At 59.9% G+C, this 13,834-nt stretch carries 11 protein-coding genes; 4 read left to right on the plus strand and 7 right to left on the minus strand.

Features of this window, described 5'->3' with window-relative positions; genetic code table 11:
- Positions 1–79: 79 nt before the first annotated feature.
- The 5 genes from UF78_RS10660 to UF78_RS10680 all read right to left on the minus strand — a co-directional run bounded on the left by UF78_RS10660 (position 80) and on the right by UF78_RS10680 (position 8,938).
- Positions 80–1,333, minus strand: coding sequence for an OprD family porin (locus UF78_RS10660; RefSeq protein WP_045162201.1), 1,254 nt, complete (start codon positions 1,331–1,333; stop codon positions 80–82).
- 299 nt (positions 1,334–1,632) lie between these two features.
- Entirely contained in the window at positions 1,633–3,891 is a 2,259-nt protein-coding gene (locus tag UF78_RS10665) for an ATP-dependent DNA helicase (RefSeq protein WP_045162232.1), read from the minus strand.
- Positions 3,888–5,531: a VRR-NUC domain-containing protein gene (locus UF78_RS10670; protein ID WP_045162202.1), complete on the minus strand. Its 1,644-nt coding sequence runs from the start codon at positions 5,529–5,531 to the stop codon at positions 3,888–3,890. Before UF78_RS10670 ends, UF78_RS10665 begins: the two co-directional genes overlap by 4 nt.
- 185 nt (positions 5,532–5,716) lie before the next feature.
- Positions 5,717–7,105, minus strand: a complete 1,389-nt coding sequence (gene hemN / locus UF78_RS10675) for an oxygen-independent coproporphyrinogen III oxidase (protein WP_045162203.1) — start codon at positions 7,103–7,105, stop codon at positions 5,717–5,719.
- A 210-nt stretch (positions 7,106–7,315) separates the two neighbouring features.
- On the minus strand, positions 7,316–8,938 hold the full coding sequence (locus UF78_RS10680) for a methyl-accepting chemotaxis protein (protein ID WP_045162204.1): 1,623 nt from the start codon (positions 8,936–8,938) through the stop codon (positions 7,316–7,318).
- A 558-nt stretch (positions 8,939–9,496) separates the two neighbouring features.
- Here UF78_RS10680 and galU point away from each other — a divergent pair.
- Positions 9,497–10,336 (plus strand): UTP--glucose-1-phosphate uridylyltransferase GalU, encoded by an 840-nt coding sequence (gene galU / locus UF78_RS10685; protein ID WP_045162205.1) that lies wholly within the window; start codon positions 9,497–9,499, stop codon positions 10,334–10,336.
- A 48-nt stretch (positions 10,337–10,384) separates the two neighbouring features.
- On the opposite strand, the gene UF78_RS10690 is transcribed toward galU, so the two are convergent.
- Complete coding sequence (locus UF78_RS10690; protein ID WP_045162206.1) at positions 10,385–10,807, minus strand: VOC family protein; 423 nt, start codon at positions 10,805–10,807, stop codon at positions 10,385–10,387.
- Positions 10,808–10,879: 72 nt separating this feature from the next.
- Between UF78_RS10690 and gorA the strand changes: the two genes are divergently transcribed.
- Positions 10,880–12,238 (plus strand): glutathione-disulfide reductase, encoded by a 1,359-nt coding sequence (gene gorA, locus UF78_RS10695; protein WP_045162207.1) that lies wholly within the window; start codon positions 10,880–10,882, stop codon positions 12,236–12,238.
- A gap of 134 nt (positions 12,239–12,372) precedes the next feature.
- On the opposite strand, the gene UF78_RS10700 is transcribed toward gorA, so the two are convergent.
- Entirely contained in the window at positions 12,373–12,864 is a 492-nt protein-coding gene (locus UF78_RS10700) for a copper chaperone PCu(A)C (protein ID WP_045162208.1), read from the minus strand.
- A 206-nt stretch (positions 12,865–13,070) separates the two neighbouring features.
- Here UF78_RS10700 and UF78_RS10705 point away from each other — a divergent pair, with 206 nt between their 5' ends.
- Positions 13,071–13,439 carry a YidH family protein gene (locus tag UF78_RS10705; RefSeq protein ID WP_080890594.1) on the plus strand — a complete coding sequence of 123 codons (369 nt, stop codon included), beginning with the start codon at positions 13,071–13,073 and terminating at the stop codon, positions 13,437–13,439.
- Position 13,440: 1 nt separating this feature from the next.
- On the plus strand, positions 13,441–13,815 hold the full coding sequence (locus UF78_RS10710) for a DUF202 domain-containing protein (RefSeq protein ID WP_045162210.1): 375 nt from the start codon (positions 13,441–13,443) through the stop codon (positions 13,813–13,815).
- Positions 13,816–13,834 lie beyond the last annotated feature (19 nt).

Consider the following 13,834-nt stretch of genomic DNA (forward strand, 5'->3'; position numbering starts at 1 on the left):
AAAAAAGCCCGTCACGAGGACGGGCGAAAGTTTCCGCAACAGGAGCGAGGAGCGTTGCGTCCAGCGTGGTGGATGCCGCTTACAAGATGGAGATCGGGTAGTTGAAGATCAGGCGGTTCTCGTCCAGGTCACGGGTGTTGGCCTGGGAGCGGAAGCTCGAGTTGCGCCACTTGATGTTGAGGTTCTTCGCCGGGCCGTTCTGGACGGTGTAGGCCAGTTCGGTTTCGCGGCCCCATTCCTTGGCATCGTCGTCGGCGGCGGTCTTGATGTTGTCGCCGCTGATGTAGCGGTTCATCAGGGTCAGACCCGGCACACCCATGGCGGCGAAGTTATAGTCGTGACGCACCTGCCAGGAGCGTTCGCCGGCGTTGTCGTAGGAATTGTTGAAGCTATCGTTGGCCAGCGAGCCGCCGCTGGTGCCGTTGACGCGCATCCAGCCGGTATCGCCGCTGACTTTCTGCAGGCCGACGTAGAAGGTGTTGCCACCAGTTTTCAGACCGAACAGACCGGAGTAGGTCTTGTTGTCCAGCTCGCCTGCCAGCGCGCTGCCGTCCTCGTCCCCCTGGAAGTAGCCCAGGTTGGCGGTCAGGGCCAGGTCGGAGCCCAACGGCTGAGTGTGCAGCAGCTGAACGTACTGCTGTTCGTAGACGTCCTTCAGCTCGGCAGTCCACAACCCTACGGTGGTGCGCTTTTCATTGAAGGCGTATTCGCCACCCAGGTAGTTGAAGCGGTCGGAGACGCCACCGCCGTAGCTCATGTCTTCCATGCTGGCGTCGTCGCGCGGGCTGTTCTGACGGAACTGACCGCCGCTGAGGGTCAGGCCATCGATTTCGCGCGAGGTGACCATGCCGCCCTCGAAGGTCTGCGGCAGCGAACGGCCGTCGTCGGCGCGCAGGATCGGCAGTACCGGCATCATTTCGCCGATTTTCAGCTCGGTATTGGAAAACTTGGCTTTCGCCGCGACGCCCAGACGACCGAAATCATCGGCCGGACGACCATCGCTATGACGCGGCAGCAAGCCGGTGCCGTAGGTACCGCCACCGCCATCGAGTTTGACCGCCAGACCGGCGAGCACGTCAACGCCAAAGCCGACCGGGCCCGGGGTATAGCCGGACTGGATGTTGAGTATGAAGCTCTGGGTCCATTCCTCGGCTTTGCTGCGGTCGGTGATCGAGTCGTCGCGGAATTCGCGGCCGATGTAGAAGTTGCGCGCGTTCACTGTGATCTTGGTGTCGTCGACGAAGCCTGCAGCACTGGCAGTGGCAGGGATGCCAAGCGCCAGGGTCAGAGTGCCTGCGAATACGGCGACAGACAGGGGGTTGCGTGGGGTCATTGTTGTTGTGCTCCCTTTTTTTAAGTAGTCCACCCCGTGCGGCCAAGGCCTAAGACGAGGCGGGATGTAGCGCGGCCGCAGATTCTGGAGCGGCGCTCGTCGGGCAATGAAACTGTTATCAGTTGTCTGACGACGTATCGGATTATGGCTATGCCGCAAGGCTTGTCAATTCAATTTGTAAAGAATTGTTAGGTCTCAGACTTTCGTCTAGTGCAATAGCTCGATGGCGTAAAAGGCGGAGAAACAGGCTGTTGCGGCGATTCGAGCCGAGTCTAGTCAGATGGCTGCACGGGGCTGACCTACGCTGGCCGTGGCCACCAGCCAGGCAGCAGTCGTCTGACCTGTGATCGAGCGAAGCGGTCGTCGATGAGATGAAGCGTGCCAGCGTCTTCCGTGGTGCGGATCACTCGCCCCGCAGCCTGCACGACCTTCTGCAGACCCGGGAAGAGGTAGGTGTAGTCGTAGCCGGCGCCGAACAGCTGATCCATCCGAGCCTTCATTTGCTCGTTCACAGGATTGACCTGGGGCAGGCCCAGGGTTGCCACGAATGCACCGATCAAACGTTTCCCGGGCAGATCGATACCTTCGGAAAACGCACCGCCCAACACCGCGAAACCGATGCCTCGGCTTTGCTCAGTAAACCGTTCGAGAAAGGCAACGCGTGCAGCTTCTTGCATGCTACGGGTCTGCTCCCAGTAGGGCAGGTCAGGGTGCTGCTCACTGAGCAGGGCGGTCACCTGTTGCAGGTAATCGAAACTGCTGAAAAAGGCGAGATAATTGCCCGGGCGCTCGCGGTACTGCTCGGCCAGCAGATCGACGATGGGCTGCAAGGAGGCGTAACGGTCCCGATAACGCGTGGAGATGTTGCGCGCCAGCCGTACCTGCAGTTGCTCAGCCCGAAAGGGTGACTCGACATCTATCCAGACATGATTGAGCGGCACGCCAAGGGTATCGGCGTAAAAACGCTGCGGCGCTAGCGTGGCGGAAAACAGCACGCACGAGCGCGCTTGGCGAATACGCGGGGCGAGAAAGGGGGCGGGGAGCACGTTGCGTATGCAGAGCACCGAGGCTTTCGTCCCATTGCGATCCAGCCCCGGGACCAGCGTACAGTCGATCAGCGAATGCTCACCGAACTCTTCGGCCAGTCGACAGAAATGCATGGCATCGAAATAAGCCGATAACAACGAGGGATCGAGCCCCGCGGGCTCTTCACTCATGTATTCGGTTATGGCACTGACGGCTTGTTGCAGCGCGTTGATGAGCTTGTACGGGATATCCGGGAGGACCTGATACGCATCGACCTGATCTCTGTGCAGGTCGCTCCAGCCGCGCAGCACGCGTTCGACAGGTCTTTTCAAAATCATCGGAAGAGTTTTCCGTAACTTCCTGATATTCCTTACATCTAGCTCGGCGCTGTACATGCTCCTGCCGCGTTCAAGCAGATTATGCGCCTCGTCGACCAGCACTCCGACGTGCCACTCATTGAGCAGCGTCAGGCTGTAGAGCAGAGCGCTCAGGTCGAAGTAATAGTTGTAGTCGCCGATCACCACGTCAGCCCATCGGGCCAGCTCCTGGCTCAGGTAATACGGGCAGATTCCGTGCGCCAGCGCGACCTCACGTAACGTCGCCTTGTCCAGGAAGGGTCGTGTGACGGCGTCGGCGCGAGCAGCTGAAAGCCGATCATAGAAGCCGCGTGCAAGCGGGCAGGATTCGCCGTTGCAGGCCTTGTCCGGGTGTTCGCAAGCCTTGTCACGGGCGATAAGCTCCAGTACCCGAAGCGGCGTGGAATCGCTCGACAGGCTTTTCAGTGCATCGAGGGCAAGTTGGCGGCCGGAAGTTTTCGCGGTAAGAAAGAACAGCTTGTCGAGTTGCTGACCAGGAAACGCCTTCAATTGCGGAAACAGGGTCGCCAACGTCTTGCCGATACCGGTGGGAGCCTGTGCCATCAGGTGCGTGCCAGTGCATACGGCCTTATAGACGGCCTCGGCCAGCTGCCGTTGACCGCTGCGAAATTCCCCGTAGGGGAACGCCAGGTCCCTTAGCGCCTGGTCGCGCTCGGCACGGTGCGCCAACTCCTGCTCGGCCCATGCAATGAAAAATTTGCACTGCGCCTCGAAGAAATTCTGTAGATCGTCCGCACTGAAGGTTTCGACCAGCAGCGTTTCCTTCTGCGTGACCACATCGAAATACACCAGCGCGATATCGAGCGTTTGCAGATAACGCGCTTCGCATAGCAGCCAGCCATAAACCTTGGCTTGAGCCCAGTGCAAATGGCGGTGATTGGCCGGCTGCCGGTCCAGATCGCCGCGGTAGGTCTTGATTTCCTCCAGGCGATTCTTTCCCGGGTCGTAGCCGTCGGCGCGGCCACGCACGTGAAGGGAGCCGTAACGGCCTTCGAGGGTGACCTCGCGTTCGTAGCCATTACCACGTCGTGCGGTGACAGTGGCGTGACCGGCGACGCCCTCCAGCGCGGTAGGCGAGGGCGTGAAGCGCAGGTCCAGATCACCTTGCTTGGCCGTGATTTCGCACAGCGCTCGCACCGCGACGCGATAACTCACCAGGTGGCCTCCGCCCATTGCACATAGCAAACGGCGATTGGCATCTGATGTCGCTGTGCAAAATCTATCCATCGCTTCTGATTGTCCTGCAGACGATCACCAGGGCCTTTTACTTCGATCAGTTGGTAGCGCCGATCGCCAGGCCAGAACTGGATGAGATCCGGCAACCCGCTGCGATGGTTGGGCACGTCCAGCAGAATGCGCTGGAAGAATGCCTTCAGGTGCTCGGCTGGAATGCATTCGAGCGCCAGCTCTAACAGCGTTTCGTCAAACAGTCCCCAACTGACGAACTGTGATTGCAGGCCGAACTTCTCGCGAAACACGCGGCGTATGCAGTCACGGTATTCGTCTGTGCCAAGTTTGCTCAGGCATTCATCGAAAAGCCCGGCTCGACGCGTATGGAAGTCGGGTCGGGCGAGATCAGCTGGAGCCGCATGGAACGGATGGAAGAACGCACCCGGCAGCGGCGCGAAGATCGCGTCCCAGCACAGCAGACCGAGCAGCGAGTTGATCAGCGCATTCTCGACGTAGTAGGCCGGCGCCTCGCTGCGCGACAGATGCTCCCGCACGGCTTGCTCGACGCTCAGGCCGGGTTGCCTGGCAATGGCAAGATCGATGCGTTCCGCTTCGACCACAACGCGGCGGCGTGCCACGGGCTCGCCGAGCGCACGACGCAGGCGTGGCAGGATCCGCTGCAGCTGCTGCGCTTCGTGTTCGCTTTCCGGCGCGGCATTGGCTTCGCTTGCCAGCTGCAACGCGGCTTCGGGCTGGTCGCAGCGTTCGAGCACTCTGATCGCCCGCTCGCGCGCACCGGGATAATTGTTTGTCGCGTGCAGGCGCAGGGCCTGGCTCAGGTCGCCAACACGTTCGCATTGGCGGCCAATGCTCAGCAGCAGCTTGCCGCGCCGATGCTCCAGCCATTCGTTGGCGTAGGGCACGTGAGGAATGTCGGCGAGCACCTCATCCAGCGCCTCGCCCGCCTCGAAACGTTCGCGGCAGCGATGCAGGTGCAAATAGGCGTCGACGTCCTCACGACTGTGGAACGCGCGCGAGGCGGGAGAGAAACTCACCTGTTCGTAGCGGAAGATGCCCAGGTCGGCGAGCACGAATTCTGTCCAGTCCTGGTGAATATTGCCAAAGAACATCAACCGTAGCCGGTCACACAACTCGCTGATGTTGAGCCCGAACGCGACTTCACCGAGCGCCTCGCACCAGTTGCGGAACGGTCGTGGCTGAACATGCTCGGCCAACAGCGTCTGCAGCAGGTCGGTTTTGCGCTGACTGCGGCCCGTCGGGGGGCCAAAGACCCGGATCAGTTCATCTTTATTGAGCAGGGCGAATAATTGAACCAGATCCAGCGTCGGATCCGCGTCGATCCAGCCCTGATCGATCAGCGCGGCGGAGGCTTCCAGGGGGCAGCCGATCTCGGCATAACGCAACTTGCTGGCACGGAATAACGTCCCCTTGCGCATCACCATGCGAACCAACAGCGCCTGCGAGGCTTGCGGGACTTCGCTGAACCGGTCTAGAAACGCGCGCTCGTGGTCGGCCAGCAGATCGCCATGGCGTTCGCCGACCCAGGCAAGCACCTGTCGAAAGTTCTCGAGGTAGTAGAAGGGGTTTTCCAGGGCCTGGCGCATCGAACGTCCGGTTCGGTCATACACGGGCGCATTCACCCGTTTGGCTGTGTATTTATACAGTTGTTGGCGAATTTGGCAACGGCGGGACGATCAGTGGTTTGGCGTGCTATTTGAAAGCAGGGCAGGCCGATGGCAGTGGATGTCTGCAGTGAGACGCACCCAGCAAGGCCGGGCGCGTTAGGCCGTCACACCGTGCGTGAGAACCGGCCGCGCTGCTCGCCGCCGAGATAGGCATCGAACGCCATGGCGACGTTGCGCATCATCAGGTGGCCCTGAGGCATCAGCACTACCGCATCGCTGCGTATCTCCACCAAACCGTCGGCCACCTGCTCGTCGAGCTTGGCCAGCGAATCGGCGAAGTAATCGCAAAAATCGATGCCGTAGCGCTCTTCGATCTCGGCGAAATCGACGCGTCCGTGACACATCAGGGAGATGATTACGTCACGGCGTAACCGGTCGTCTTCGCTCAGCTTGTATCCACGATGCACCGGCAGCATGCCTTCGTTCAGGCGTGCGTAGTACTGCGACAACTCCTTCACGTTCTGGCTGTAGCTGTTGCCGACCTTGCCGATGGAGGAAATGCCGAGCCCGATCAGGTCGCAATCGGCGTGGGTCGAATAGCCTTGGAAGTTGCGCTGCAGCGTGCCGTTGGCGCGGGCCAGCGTCAGCTCATCATCAGGCAGGGAGAAGTGGTCCATGCCGATATAGACGTAGCCGGCGTCTGTCAGGCGCTTGATGGTCAGCTCCAGCAGTTCCAGCTTGCGTTCCGGTGGAGGCATGTCTTCCGGGCGGATCAGCTTCTGCGCACGCACCAGATCCGGCAGATGCGCGTAACTGTAAGCGGCGATGCGATCCGGGCGAATATCGATGATCTTGTTCAGGGTGGTGTTGAAGCTCTCGACTGTCTGCAGCGGCAATCCGTAGATCAGGTCGACGCTGATCGACTTGAAGTTCACTTCACGTGCTGCCTGGACCAGCTCGCGGGTCTGCTCTTCGGTTTGGATGCGGTTGACCGCGATCTGCACCTGTTCATCGAAGTCCTGCACGCCAAAACTCAGACGATTGAAGCCGAGCGTGCGCAGTCCATGAATCTGTTCGGGCGTGACGGTGCGCGGATCGACCTCCAGAGAGAACTCGTGATTGTCACTGTCGTCCATGTTGAAGGCGTCGTGCAGTGCATCCATCAGGTCGGCCAGTTGCTCGCTGGTGAAATAGGTCGGCGTGCCGCCGCCCAGATGCAGCTGGGTCAGCTTGCGTGAACGATCGAACAGCGCCGCCTGCATCTGGATTTCACGCTTGAGATATTCCAGATACTCGACGGCACGATCGGTCTTGTGGGTGATGATCTTGTTGCAGGCGCAGTAGTAGCAAAGGCTTTTGCAGAAGGGGATGTGGATATACACCGATAGCGGCTTGGGTGCCGGGGCGTCGTTGGTCTCCTGCGCGGCGCTGCGATAGTCGTCGATGGCGAAGGCCTGATGGAACTGGGGCGCGGTGGGGTAGGAGGTGTAGCGAGGACCCGGACGGTCATATTTTTCGACCAGGGCGCGGTTAAAGCTCGGCGTTTGGTCCATGTGCGGTTTCACCTTGCGGGTTAATAGGGGAGTGGCTGGATGGGGAGCTCCGTCGACAGCCAGCGACATCGTGCCGCGATTATCCTTGATTCTAGTCACGGTTCGGATGTCTCAAATCAAGAACGCTGCGACTGCCAGACGCCGATATTCGACGCTCAATCCACCCGTCCCGGCGTATCAGAGCGTCGAACCCGTCTGGTTCGTGCGTGCTTAGAGACGGAATTGCCCGACCAGGCGGTTCAGCTCGGCCGCCAGGCGCACCAGCTCATCGCTGATCTGCGAGGTCTGGCTGGCATCCGTGGAGGTCGTGTCGGCAATGTTGCTGATGGTGGTGATGTTGCGGTTGATTTCCTCGGCGACCGCGCTTTGCTCTTCTACCGCCGTGGCGATCTGCATGTTCATGTCGTTGATCGTGCCCACCCCGCCAGCAATCACGTTGAGGCTTTGGGCGGCCTTGGCAACGCAGTCGGAACCGGCATGAGCGCGAATCTGTGCGTTCTGCATAACTGTGACCGCATCGCGCACACCGCTCTGCAACTGCTCGATGGTCGCCTGGATATCTCGAGTGGATTGTTGCGTACGCGAAGCCAGGGTGCGCACCTCGTCGGCGACCACCGCGAAACCGCGGCCCTGTTCGCCAGCGCGTGCTGCTTCGATCGCGGCGTTGAGTGCGAGCAGATTGGTCTGTTCGGCGATGCCGTTGATAACGCCCAGCACCATGCCGATGGAGGCACTGTCCGTCTCGACCTGCTTGATCACCTGTGCGGCCCGTTCGATTTCCCGAATCAGCCCGTCGATGCCGTCCAGCGCCTCGGTGGCCAGGGTTACGCCGGCTCTGGATTGCTCGTCCGCATCGTTCGAGGCCGATGCCGTCTGGCTGGCATGCCGCGCCACTTCCTGCACCGTCGCGCTCATCTCGTTCATCGCCGAGGCCACCATGTCGGTTTCGCTGCGCTGCGCCATGACCGCCGAATGGGTCTTTTCGGCCACATTGGCGACTCGGTCCGACACGGCGCCCAGTTGGCGGGTGATGCCCGCGACCGCTTCCAGGCTATGGCGAAACTTGCCAATCATGCGGTTGAATGAGTGCCCCATGGCACCCACTTCATCTTCGGCATGGACGGATACGATGCGGCTGAGGTCCTCGTCCTCCGTCATCGCCTCCATGGTGTGGCGCATGTCGTTGACGCGACTGATGATCACGCGGCGAATGATGTAGCTCATCACGATCAGGCCGGCCAGCAGAAGCAGAAGCTGGATGCCGGCGGAGATCATGACATTGCGATTGATTTCACCGTCGAGAACCGACAGGTCGTAGCTGATCCGCACAGCCCCCATCACCGAATTTTCGGCAACCTGGTGACACGAAAGGCAATTGGTGCCGCGGTAATCCCGATGAGCAAGGATTGGGTTGACGACGGTGAGCACTCGACCATCCTTGCCCTCCCTGACGTCCATCGTCGCCTTGCCTGCCAGCGCATCGCGGTCCATTTGATCGGCCGCCGCCTCGTGTGCGAATCCTGGGCCGAAGACCTTGGTCACCGGTTCGCCACGTACGATGCGCGCGTCAATCACGCCGGGCCTTGAGAGTATCTTTTCTCGCAGCACTTCGCGCTGGGCCATGGTGCCGGTCAGCATCATTGCGTTGATGCTGTCGAAGTACGAGTCGGCGGCATCCTTGGTTTGCTGTTCGACGACCTGCAACACCAGTCGCTTCTCGGTGCTGGCGGCATGCAGCAACGAGGCGGAAAGCACCAGTGCGAAAACCAGCACCAGGGCCAGGTTGATCTTCGCCTGGACGGACATCTCGCGGTTAGCGTGAGCGCTGCTCATCATCATCCTTACTACTGCTCGGAAACGAAATCGCCTGAAAGCAGGCGATAGACGTGGGGGCTACAGAACAGGCGGTCCAACGCAAGCGTTCGCTCCGTTCGATCAGCCAGGCAGTTGGCGATATGTTAAAGGCTGCGATCGGCTGCGCCTTTGGGACTCGCACCGTATCGGGCGCTAGTTGCTGTTTCACTGATCTGGGTCAGTCAAACGCTTCGTTTCGCTTGCGAAAAACGGAGGTGCTCCAAAGTACGGCGAACGAGTCGGCGGCGCGGATCTACGGCACGGGGAATCCTTGAATCTCCGGTCGTCCCGATTCACTTGGCCACTTGGCAAGCCGCTCGGCACCGAGCACTCTATGCCGCGCGTGCAAGTCAACGACCGCCGGTCAGCTGGCAGCTTCGTTTACCGACTCGAATTTTGCTGTGTGAACCTGCGAACCCCTAATCGTTTCGGCGGTCGTAGCCTCTAGTCAGCCGCTGTCGGCGGGACATGCAGGGTATGGCTGTTGACCGATCCAGGCGCAGTGCATCAACCGGAACTATCTTTTCAAGGACTCACATGATCAAGAAATGCCTTTTTCCTGCGGCCGGATATGGCACGCGCTTCCTTCCTGCGACCAAGGCCATGCCCAAGGAGATGTTGCCGGTAGTGAACAAGCCGCTCATCCAGTACGGGGTTGAAGAGGCGCTGGCTGCAGGGCTTAACCAGATCTCGATCGTTACCGGTCGCGGCAAACGTTCCCTGGAAGACCACTTCGACATCAGCTATGAGCTGGAGCATCAGATCCGCAACACCGACAAGGAAAAGTACCTGGTCGGCATCCGTAAGCTGATTGACGAGTGCAGCTTCTCCTACACCCGCCAAGTCGAAATGAAGGGTCTGGGCCATGCCATTCTCAGCGGCCGCCCGCTGATTGGCGACGAGCCCTTTGCCGTGGTTCTGGCCGACGACCTGTGCATCAACGTGGACGGAGATCCGGTACTGGCGCAGATGGTCAAGCTCTACAACCAGTTCCGCTGCTCGATTGTCGCCATTCAAGAAGTGCCGCCGGAAGAAACCAGTAAGTACGGTGTTATTGCCGGTGAAATGATCCGTGACGACATTTTCCGCGTCAGTCACATGGTCGAAAAGCCCAAGCCGGAAGACGCGCCGTCTAACCTGGCGATTATCGGTCGTTACATCCTGACGCCGGATATCTTTAACCTGATCGAGCAAACCGAGCCGGGCAAGGGCGGCGAGATCCAGATTACCGACGCCCTGATGCGTCAGGCGCAGGATGGCTGCGTCCTGGCATACAAGTTCAAGGGCCAGCGTTTCGATTGCGGTAGCGCCGAGGGTTATATCGCGGCGACCAACTTCTGCTACGAGAACTTCTATCTGACCGGCAAGGCGTTCTGATTCACCTAACGCCGAACACAAAGCCACCCAAGGGTGGCTTTGTGCGTTTCATGGCGCCGGCATGTCATCGGCGCCTGGTCCCAACGGCTGGCCATAGCTGAACTCGACGTAGTTGCCCGCCGGATCCCGCAGGCCGCAGTAGTAGCCGACCGGGTAGGGTTCATCACGCGGCTCCCAGATCAGGCAGCCAGCCTGGCGAGCCCGAGCGGCAATCGCATCGACTTCACCGCGGCTCGACAGCGCGAAGCCGAAATGGCTGTAGTCATTGTCGGCCAGCGCACGGTCCTGCCCCCCCGGCATGATCACAAAGATGAAATCGCGCTCCTTGCCAGGCTCAGCCATCCAGACGATGCGTGAACCTTTTCCAGCGCGCTCGTGAAATACGTGCATTCCGCAGAACTGTGCATAGAACGCGATGCATGCGTCCAGGTCGGGGACATGCAAGGCGAGGTGGGTCAGGGTAGGGCGCATGCGGCACTCCTTCGATGATCGGGCCAACGACGTTGGGTTATGCTTTGCGTTCTACATTGGAGACAACAGTTCATGGCTTACGACTTCGATCTATTCGTCATCGGTGCCGGCTCCGGTGGTGTCCGTGCCGCTCGTTTCGCCGCTGGCTACGGTGCCCGCGTCGCGGTTGCCGAAAGCCGTTATCTGGGTGGCACCTGCGTAAACGTCGGCTGCGTACCGAAGAAACTGCTGGTTTACGGTGCCCACTATGCCGAGGATATCGGTCAGGCCCAAGGCTATGGCTGGACCATCGATGGTGCGACTTTCGACTGGAAGACCCTGATTGCCAATAAGGACCGCGAGATTCAACGCCTCAACGGTATCTATAAGAATCTCCTGGTCGACAGCGGCGTCACCTTGCTGCAGGCGCATGCGCGGCTGGTCGATGCCCATACCGTCGAAGTAGACGGCCGTCACTACAGTGCCGAGCACATTTTGATCGCAACCGGTGGCTGGCCTTTCGTGCCGGACGTTCCGGGTCGCGAGCATGCGATCACCTCCAACGAAGCCTTTTATCTCGATGAGCTGCCGCGTCGCGCGCTGGTGGTCGGTGGCGGCTACATTGCTGTCGAGTTCGCCTCGATCTTCCATGGCTGTGGCGCCGAGACCAAGCTGCTTTATCGGGGCGACCTGTTCCTGCGTGGTTTCGATGGTTCGCTACGCGATCACCTCAAGGATGAGTTGATCAAGAAGGACATCGATCTGCAGTTCAACGCCGACATCGCGCGCATCGACAAACAGGCGGACGGCAGCTTGCTCGCCACACTGCAGGACGGTCGCGTATTGGAAACCGACTGTATTCTGTACGCCACTGGCCGGCGCCCGATGCTGGACGGGCTGGGGCTCGAGAATGTCGACGTCACGCTGGACAAACGCGGTTTCATTGCGGTTGACGAGCAGTTTCGAACTACCGCGCCATCGATCCTGGCAATCGGCGATGTAATCGGTCGCATCCAGTTGACCCCCGTTGCGCTTGCCGAAGGCATGGCGGTGGCGCGCCAGCTGTTCAAACCGGAGGAGTACCGGCCGGTCGATTACAACACCATCGCCACCGCGGTGTTCAGCTTGCCGAACATGGCGACGGTCGGCCTGACTGAAGAAGAAGCACGCAAGCAGGGGCACAAGGTGGTGTTGTTCGAGAGTCGCTTCAGACCCATGAAGCTGACCATGACCGGTAGCCTCGAGCGCAGCCTGATGAAGCTGGTGGTCGATGCCGAAACCGACAAGGTACTGGGCTGCCATATGGCCGGACCGGATGCCGGCGAGATCATGCAGGGCATGGCCATCGCCTTGAAAGCAGGTGCTACCAAGCGAATCTTCGACGATACGGTGGGTATCCATCCGACGGCGGCTGAAGAGTTCGTCACCATGCGCACGCCAACGGGAATCTGATCGAAGCACTGTGTTGCGCACGTCCGACCGGCCATGCGTCATGGCCGGTCGGACAAGGCATCATTGTGGAGGAGGGTGCTGATTTCCAGGGCGGGCAGCTAGGCACCTCAGCTGTCATCCGTGGTCGTCGACGCTCAATGATGCTGGTGGGTGTTGCCATTCGGCTCCGGAGCCTGCTCCTGAATGGCGACATCAACGGTTACTTCACCAGCTTTATCGAAAATCAGCGTAAGGGGGAAGCGCTCTCCGGCGACCAGCGGCTCGCTCAGTTTGAAAAGCATCACGTGATTGCCTCCCGGCTTGAACGCCACTTCGCCACCGGCAGGCAACTCGACCGAGTCGATACGCTCCATGCTCATCACGTCGCCCTTATGGACATGGGTATGCAACTCGGCTCTTTCGGCGCGCGGGGTCTGAATGTCCATCAGTCGATCCGGCGTATTACCGGGATTGCTCAAAGTGAAGTACACCGCACCGGTAGGGGCGCTCGGCGGCATGGCACGGGACCATACCTGCGTAACGATCGGCTTCCCATCGTTCATTTGATGGCTGTGTGCATGGTCATCAGCCATGGCGGTCAGAGTAACCGTGCCGAGCACGAGAGCGGTTGCCAGACGAAGCAGCATGAAGTTTCTCCAGAGTGGTGTGCGATGCCGAACATTATCATGACGGCTTTCACGTCTCATGAGAGCAAAGCCAATCGCGCCAGCGATGCTGGCGTCGCAATGAACCTGCAGCGCTGCTGCGTTTCTGTTTGAATGAAACGCCGAACGCGGTTTACAACGAAACGGGGACAGGCCTAGGTCCCATCTGATCGGAGATGCATCAACCAATGGAACGAAGTCGCTGGAGTCACCGGCTGTTACCCGGCGGAAAAGAACCTGATCCGCGATTCACCCTGGCCAACGAAAGAACCTTTCTCGCCTGGATCCGCACGTCGCTGGCGCTATTGGCTGGCGGCGTCGCGGTCGAAGCCTTTGCCGGAAGCGTCTTTACCCTGGAGTTGCGCAAGGTGCTGGCCGTCTCGTTGTTATTGCTGGCCATGTTCATCAGCTCAACGGCCTGTATCCGCTGGCTGAGCATCGAACGGGCGATGCGCCACAGCGGCCCTTTGCCGTTTCCGTTGCTGATCCCGATTCTTTCGATCGGCGGCACGTTGGTTACGCTGGTCCTTATCAGTTTCATCGCCCTGCGCAGCTGACATGCACATATCCTTTCGTCGTCGCCTGGAGCCCAAACCGCCGCGGCCGCCGTTGCACGAAGACCCGGGGTTGCAGCCGGAACGCACCTCGCTGGCTTGGGGTCGAACGCTGCTCACCATGCTCACCGTCAGCTCACTTTTCTTGCGCTGGATGCCATATCACGGAACCTTCGTCGCGATGCTGATCGCACTGTCGTTGCTCACGGCGCTAGGCATCTGGACCACCCAACGGCATCGTTACACACGCAGTGCCAGCGGCGTGAAAAGTGGACGCATTCAAGCTGACGCGGTCTCGGTACTGTGGTTGGGTGCTTCAGTTTCCATACTCGCCGTGTTAGGGCTCTATACCGTTATTTTCTTGCCGATCAGTAGGTGAGGCAGCAACCAGAAGAGGC

Origin of the sequence: Stutzerimonas stutzeri (assembly GCF_000952685.1) — a bacterium.
GTDB classification, from domain to species: domain Bacteria; phylum Pseudomonadota; class Gammaproteobacteria; order Pseudomonadales; family Pseudomonadaceae; genus Stutzerimonas; species Stutzerimonas stutzeri_E.